A 5,867-nucleotide genomic window follows, 5' to 3' on the forward strand; every position below is an offset into this window, starting at 1 on the left:
CGAAAGGGCAAATATACTTACTGGCGAAATTACCAACCTTTCAACTTTGACGGCCTTTACAACGAGTATCGTAATAAGCAGGCTGCCTACCGAGAATGGTGGGATCTTTATCAGAAGGGACAACTCAACCCGGTACAAAGAGCGTTTTTTGAACCAAAACCGCCCGAGTGCCTTTTCGATATAGAAAAGGATCCCCATGAAACCGTCAATCTGGCGAGTGATCCGCACTACGCCGAGATCCTCACAGACATGCGAAAGACGATGCACGATTGGGTGACCGGACTGCCAGATCTCGGTTTTATTCCCGAGCCCGTATTCGTGCGGGAAAGCCAGGGTGATGGTTACTCCTACGGCCAGCGCAATAAACAGCGCATAGCACGACTGGTTGAAATCGCTGACTGGCAGCTTCGGCCATTCGCGGAGGTTGCCCCGATGTTGGAAAAGGCATTACAAGCGGACGATCCTTTGGAGCGGTATTGGGCCGTCATCACGTGCAGTGCGTTTGGGAAAGAAGCACGGGCACTGGCCGATTCCATCCGCAAAATGGCGGCGGGCGATCCCGACAGATTGGTGCGGATGCGGGCGGCCGAGTTTCTGGGGTTGACGGGCGAGGGAGATCCGCGACCATTCTTGATGGACATCCTCCAAAAGACTGACGATCCCGTGGAGGCCAACCTGATTTTGAACACAGTTGTGCTTCTCAAGGATGGGCCATCCCGGCTGAAGTTTGATCTGACACCGTTGCATTCGGCCGTCTGGTTTAATGCACCGGGGGAAGTGGCACGCCGGATCAGATATCTGATGGGAGAAGACGAAGCGAATAAATAGCGAATTTCAAGGCCAAATAGAAAAACACATTCATGTGGCGGACAAATCGCGCCATCTTTCACACGGCGGATTCTATTTCCCCGTAGGCTAAAGCTCTCAATATAAAGCGCGCAGTCCGTCGTGTGGTTTTTGGCGTAATAGTGCGCATCGCCCGGATCGGTGAGAAGACCCGGGCTAAGTGACGTGATAGGCTGGCAAGCAAGGCGCTTGCTAACGCGGTCGAAGGCCATGCCGACGTCGGTCGGGGAAGCGCTACACTTCCCCTGGCGATGGTACCCGCGGACTTGCCAAAAACGTGGTATGGAGGTTACATCCGCCCCTGTCATCAAGCCGGGCGGGGAAAGATTGTTGTCTTGCGCCGATTCGGAATCGGCCAATGACGGCCGGTATCTTCAAACAGCCCGGGCGGGTGCCCTGCTGTTCATGAGATACTCACAAGCCTGAGCCGAAGGTCTTCCGCGTCTCTGTGGACAGCTTCTCGATGACGCGGAAGAGAGCGTCACAGCGTCCATCCCTGGCGGTACGGCGGGCGAAGAAGCGCGTCGGCCTCGTCGTTGCCCACGATGCGGCAGGCGACGGGATCATATTCCAGGGGTTCGTCGAATCGACCAGCCACATTGGCCGCCAAAAGCAATTCAATGACAGGACCTGCGTGGTCGAAGTTGGAAAACGGCTGGCCCGTGCCACGACACGCGTCGAGCCACTCGTATTCATGCCCCCTTACCCTGGGATAACGCTTGGGTGGTTCCGTTTGTTCGGGAAACTTCTCGACGGGTAAAATCTGGCACACCGAATTGTGAGCATTGGTGTGGACGACGCCTTTCTCACCCACAAGCAGGGTGCCGGAACGGGGCGTCCAGCTCCTGTCCTTCCATTCCAGATCGCGACCCGCAAGCTCCTCGAGTTTTGTCCAAACCCTTTGCCGTCGCAGTTCATCCTCATTGGCGTTGTACCAGTGGATGATCGCCGGAGGCTGGGAAGATCGCGCGGGAATATAAAACCGCACGAACTGCCAACGAGGAAAGCCATAAGGAGCCTTCTCGGGAATCTCGCTTTCAATGCGAATTCGCTTACCGGAGCTTGCCGGAGGATCCCATAGTTCGCGGAGTTTCAGCGCCTTGAACGCGAGATTGAGCGAATGCGAGCCACCTCCACCCAGGCATCCGGTGCCAAAGTCCCACCAGCCACCCCATCCCGCGACATACTGGGGATGGTATGGCCGCTCGGCCGCTGGCCCCAACCAGAGATCCCAGCTCAGATTTGGGGGAACGGGTGGCTGATCCTTCGGGGGAGTTCGTGGTCCGCTTCCCCCGAAGACGAACCACACGTGCACTTGCCGGATGTTCCCAATGATGCCGTCTTCAAGCAGTTCGAGAGTACGGCGGAATGAATCGGTGGCCATTCCCTGATTGCCCATCTGGGTGGCGACTCGCTTCTGACTGGCCAGATCGCGCAAGACTCGGGCCTCGCGGACGTCGTGGCTGATGGGCTTTTCACAATAGACGTGCTTGTTGAGATGAATTGCAGCCGCCGAGATCACCGCATGTGTATGATCAGGTGTTGCCACGACCACCGCGTCGATCTGGCTGCCTTTTTCATCAAGCATTCTCCGGAAATCCTGATACAAGGCGGCCCCCGGCAGTTTCTCGGCGAGCTTGCCTAACTGTTCAGTGTTGGCGTCGCACAAGGCGACGGGCTTCGCTCCGATTCGGGCAAAGGTGGGTGCAAGATAGCTTCCCCGTTTACCGAGACCCACTGCGGCGTAGGCCACTTGTTCATTCGCCTCATAAGAGAAAGCCGCTCTGCTGGAGGGCAAAATGCACCATGCAATACCGGTGGCGAGTGATTGTTTGAGCCACCTCCGGCGAGTCATTCGGTGGGCCATGGGTCAACCTCCCGGTTCCGGAACGATACTTGCGTCGAGTGGGTGGACGGGACTCTTTGGAAGTTTGCGGCGTGGTCGAAGCCCTTGGCTTGTCTGCCGATAGTATAACCCGACTGGCTGAGCAAGCAACGCTCCTGAGCTCCGAACGAGCCCCATTGTGGTATTGCAAGGGCAACTGATGAATGGTCCCTAAACACTCGCGAATAAACAGAGGAAAACCGGTCGGTAGCGTGGACTATCCAACGTGCGAATATGGAGACGACAAGCAACTCTCACCGGGCTGAACCTGGCTCCTGCTTAAGGCGTTGTCCGGGTCGGCGCCGATTTCCAGGAGGAAAAAGTGGGGATGACTTCGTCGGGAGCCGCCTCAGATGCGCCATAGCCGCAGATGCATGACAAGGACCCAGCACCGCGGTTACGGCACTCGACGGCAGAGTCCATCACCCTGCCCGAAGTCGGCGTTCAATCTCGCGAATCGTTTCTCGGAGGGGGCGATGCCCTTCTGAGACGGCGGCAGCTCCTTTGCCCGAGAGCCATTCCTCCACGCGCTTTTGGGCCGAGATGACGGTCGCGTGACTCCGTCGGCCGAAAAACCGGCCGATCTCCGAAAGATTGGCCCTTGTGCATTTGCGAGCAAGCCACATGGCGAGCATGCGCGGCTGCGTGACGCTGCGATCTTTTCTGTCACTTTGGAGTGCGCCGGGCGGAAGAGCAAACGCGCGGCAAACCTCTCGCTCGATATCGGCAAGCGTCACCTGCTTGATACCTTCGGGGACAAGGTCGGAAAGGATTTCCGCGGCGAGCTGGCGATCAGGCGCCCTCTTGAGGGCCTTCGCAGCGGCCTCCAGACGTCGCAGGGCACCTATGAGCTGACGAACGCTTCGCGCGAAGGATTCGGCAATCCACTGCTGGACCTCGCGATCCAGGGCAAAACTCGCCGCAAGACAGAAGTTTTCAACGATTTTCATCCGCGTCGCGAAATCTGGCGGATCGATGCGACAGACGATACCTCCCTCCAATCGGCTCCGCAGTTCAGGAGTCAATTCGCGAAGCTCAGAGGGAGGTCGGTCCGCAGCGCAGACGACCTGACAGCCGTTCTTCATCAGGGTGTCAAGCGTGTAGAGCAACTCGATCTGCGTCTGTCGCTTGCCTCCGAAGAACTGGAGGTCATCCAGAATGAGGAGTTGGACGCCCCGGTATTTCTGACGAAAAACAGGGATCGTTCCCGATTGGAGAGCCTCCACATAGGCGCTGGTAAATTGCTCGGCAGAAAGATATAACGCGGCAACACGTGGATTCCGTTTTTTAACCCCTTTCCAAATACCCTCCAGAAGGTGTGTCTTACCCACACCGCTTGGTCCGTGGATCACTAGAGGGGAATAACTCCCCAGCTTTCGCGTGATTGTCTCAGCAGCGGCGTACGCCAGTCGGTTGCAATCCCCTACAACAAAAGTTTCCAGAACGGCAAACCCCAGTTGGCCCGTTCGATGGCCGGGAGTGGGCTGAGAATTGGGGGACGTCGGCCTGCTTCGCGTTCTGTGGAGATGCGAGTCCTCTGAGGGGTCGCTCCCCGTGGCAAGCAGTTCGCTTTGCGGATCGGCCTCGCTAAAGGCTGCGTCTGTTGGAGGGCTGATTATCCGCAAAGAAGGTTGTGACGAGATCCAGTTACCGGATGTGAGAGGACTCTCATCCTCGCCGGAGGCGACTGGTACTTCCACAGCGATGTGAGGCGCGAAGTCGCCAGATTTATGCGGCCCATCCTCACATGTTTCCGTAGTACCAGGCATTTCGTGGCCGCCGACTTCCGACACAGTTGGCTTGCCCCCCGTGGGTGGACCGGAGGTGACGCACTCAAGGTTTGCGGCGGCGTCCTTTGCAGGATGCTCACAGAAACGCGCTGCGTGAGCGAAGAGTGGCAAATCGTCCAGCGAAGAGGGATGCGTGTGAGAGGACGCAGTCCGGCGGGAACTGACCCTTTTGGCTGCCGCAGTCGCTGCGCGAGTGCCGTCGTGGCTCGAACGCCTGGTGGGTCTGGAAGGTATGGGCTCTTCCTCCTCCGTTACACTCAAGTTCTCGTTGCACTCGTAGTGAACTCGGGGGATTTGGCCGAAGACTGCCTGGCAGGCTTCCTCAATCGCGTCGTGAAAGACTGTTCGAATCCAATCGACATAAAAACTGTTTGCAACCTGGAGCGTAAGCTGGGCACCATCCCAAAGGAAGCGCGTACGTCGGCCGAACCATAGGACATAGCGATCATATCCGACCTTATCGGCCAGCACCTTTCGGAGGGCCGATATGACTTCCTTTTCATCCCTGGTCACTGCTCCACCGCTCCTGCTGCGCGTACCTTCAGCGCAATGATTCCAGCGATCGTGCGATGTGATTGACGCTGAACAGGCTGCGCAATCAGATGAGTTGCGCACGAGGGATGAACCGCGTCATCCTCAGCCTGCATGTGTGTCACCCGATGAGCGTGATTCTACCGCTGACAGCACTGCTGTCAAAGCCCCACAACCGGGTTGCTGTGCAGAATTTTCTGTGGCCGTTTTTGAACGGTTAGACCACTCCGCAAAACGCAAAACGTCTTTGCCATCGAAAAATTTTTCGGACGGTTATCCATCAACCGTGGCGTGGGGAAAGATTGTTACGGAATCATTCAGGCCGTCTTACGCGACGGCATGAATGGGTCGCAAGTGGTCGCCTGGATGAGGGTTATGATTTTTTCGTGAATCTCTCAAGCGAATGGAAGGCAGTCATCTGCTGCGCGAAGCGTGGCGTGTCAGTTGGGCGTCACCCGGTGACGGGACCTGTGGCCCCGCGATCGTCGTTGAAAACGAACAGGAAGATGTCCCGTTCCTCGAGGGGTTGCATACCGAGCGACTCGTAAACATGAACGGCGGGGGTGTTTCGGGTATCCACGGCAAGGAGAAGCCCGCTCCGTTTTCGTATCTGAGCCATCCATTGGGCGTAGCGAACCGCTTCCCGGCCCCAACCGTGCCCTCGAAATCGCGGAATCAGACCCATGTAAACCAGTTCGAGTTGGTCGAAATCCGGGTGATCCGTGAGAACCAGGCATCCCACCGGCTCGTTCTCATGTGTGATGACAAACCACAAGTCGGGAGAATAGACCCCTGCAGCGCGGTAGCCGGCCAGG

General features: G+C 57.3%; 4 protein-coding genes. 1 reads left to right on the forward strand and 3 read right to left on the reverse strand.

Annotation, left to right across the window (positions count from 1 at the left end):
* Positions 1–828 (forward strand): HEAT repeat domain-containing protein (locus tag H5U08_RS08605; protein WP_366494288.1); only part of this gene is annotated, 828 nt, incomplete at its 5' end.
* A 499-nt stretch (positions 829–1,327) separates the two neighbouring features.
* Here the strand turns inward: H5U08_RS08605 and H5U08_RS08610 are convergent.
* From H5U08_RS08610 to H5U08_RS08620, 3 genes are all read right to left on the reverse strand, one after another.
* Positions 1,328–2,713 (reverse strand): Gfo/Idh/MocA family oxidoreductase, encoded by a 1,386-nt coding sequence (locus H5U08_RS08610; RefSeq protein WP_297032187.1) that lies wholly within the window; start codon positions 2,711–2,713, stop codon positions 1,328–1,330.
* A gap of 440 nt (positions 2,714–3,153) precedes the next feature.
* The gene (locus H5U08_RS08615; protein ID WP_297032189.1) at positions 3,154–5,034 is read right to left on the reverse strand and encodes a DnaA/Hda family protein; all 1,881 of its coding nucleotides are present in this window, start codon (positions 5,032–5,034) and stop codon (positions 3,154–3,156) included.
* 469 nt (positions 5,035–5,503) lie between these two features.
* Positions 5,504–5,867 (reverse strand): GNAT family N-acetyltransferase (locus H5U08_RS08620; protein ID WP_297032191.1); only part of this gene is annotated, 364 nt, incomplete at its 5' end.

The sequence above is a fragment of the Thermogutta sp. genome (assembly GCF_014359955.1).
GTDB lineage: Bacteria > Planctomycetota > Planctomycetia > Pirellulales > Thermoguttaceae > Thermogutta.

Coding starts and splice junctions, on each gene's coding strand:
- H5U08_RS08610 (WP_297032187.1), bottom strand. CDS start 2,713: ATGGCCCACCGAATGACTCGCCGGAGGTGGCTCAAACAATCACTCGCC.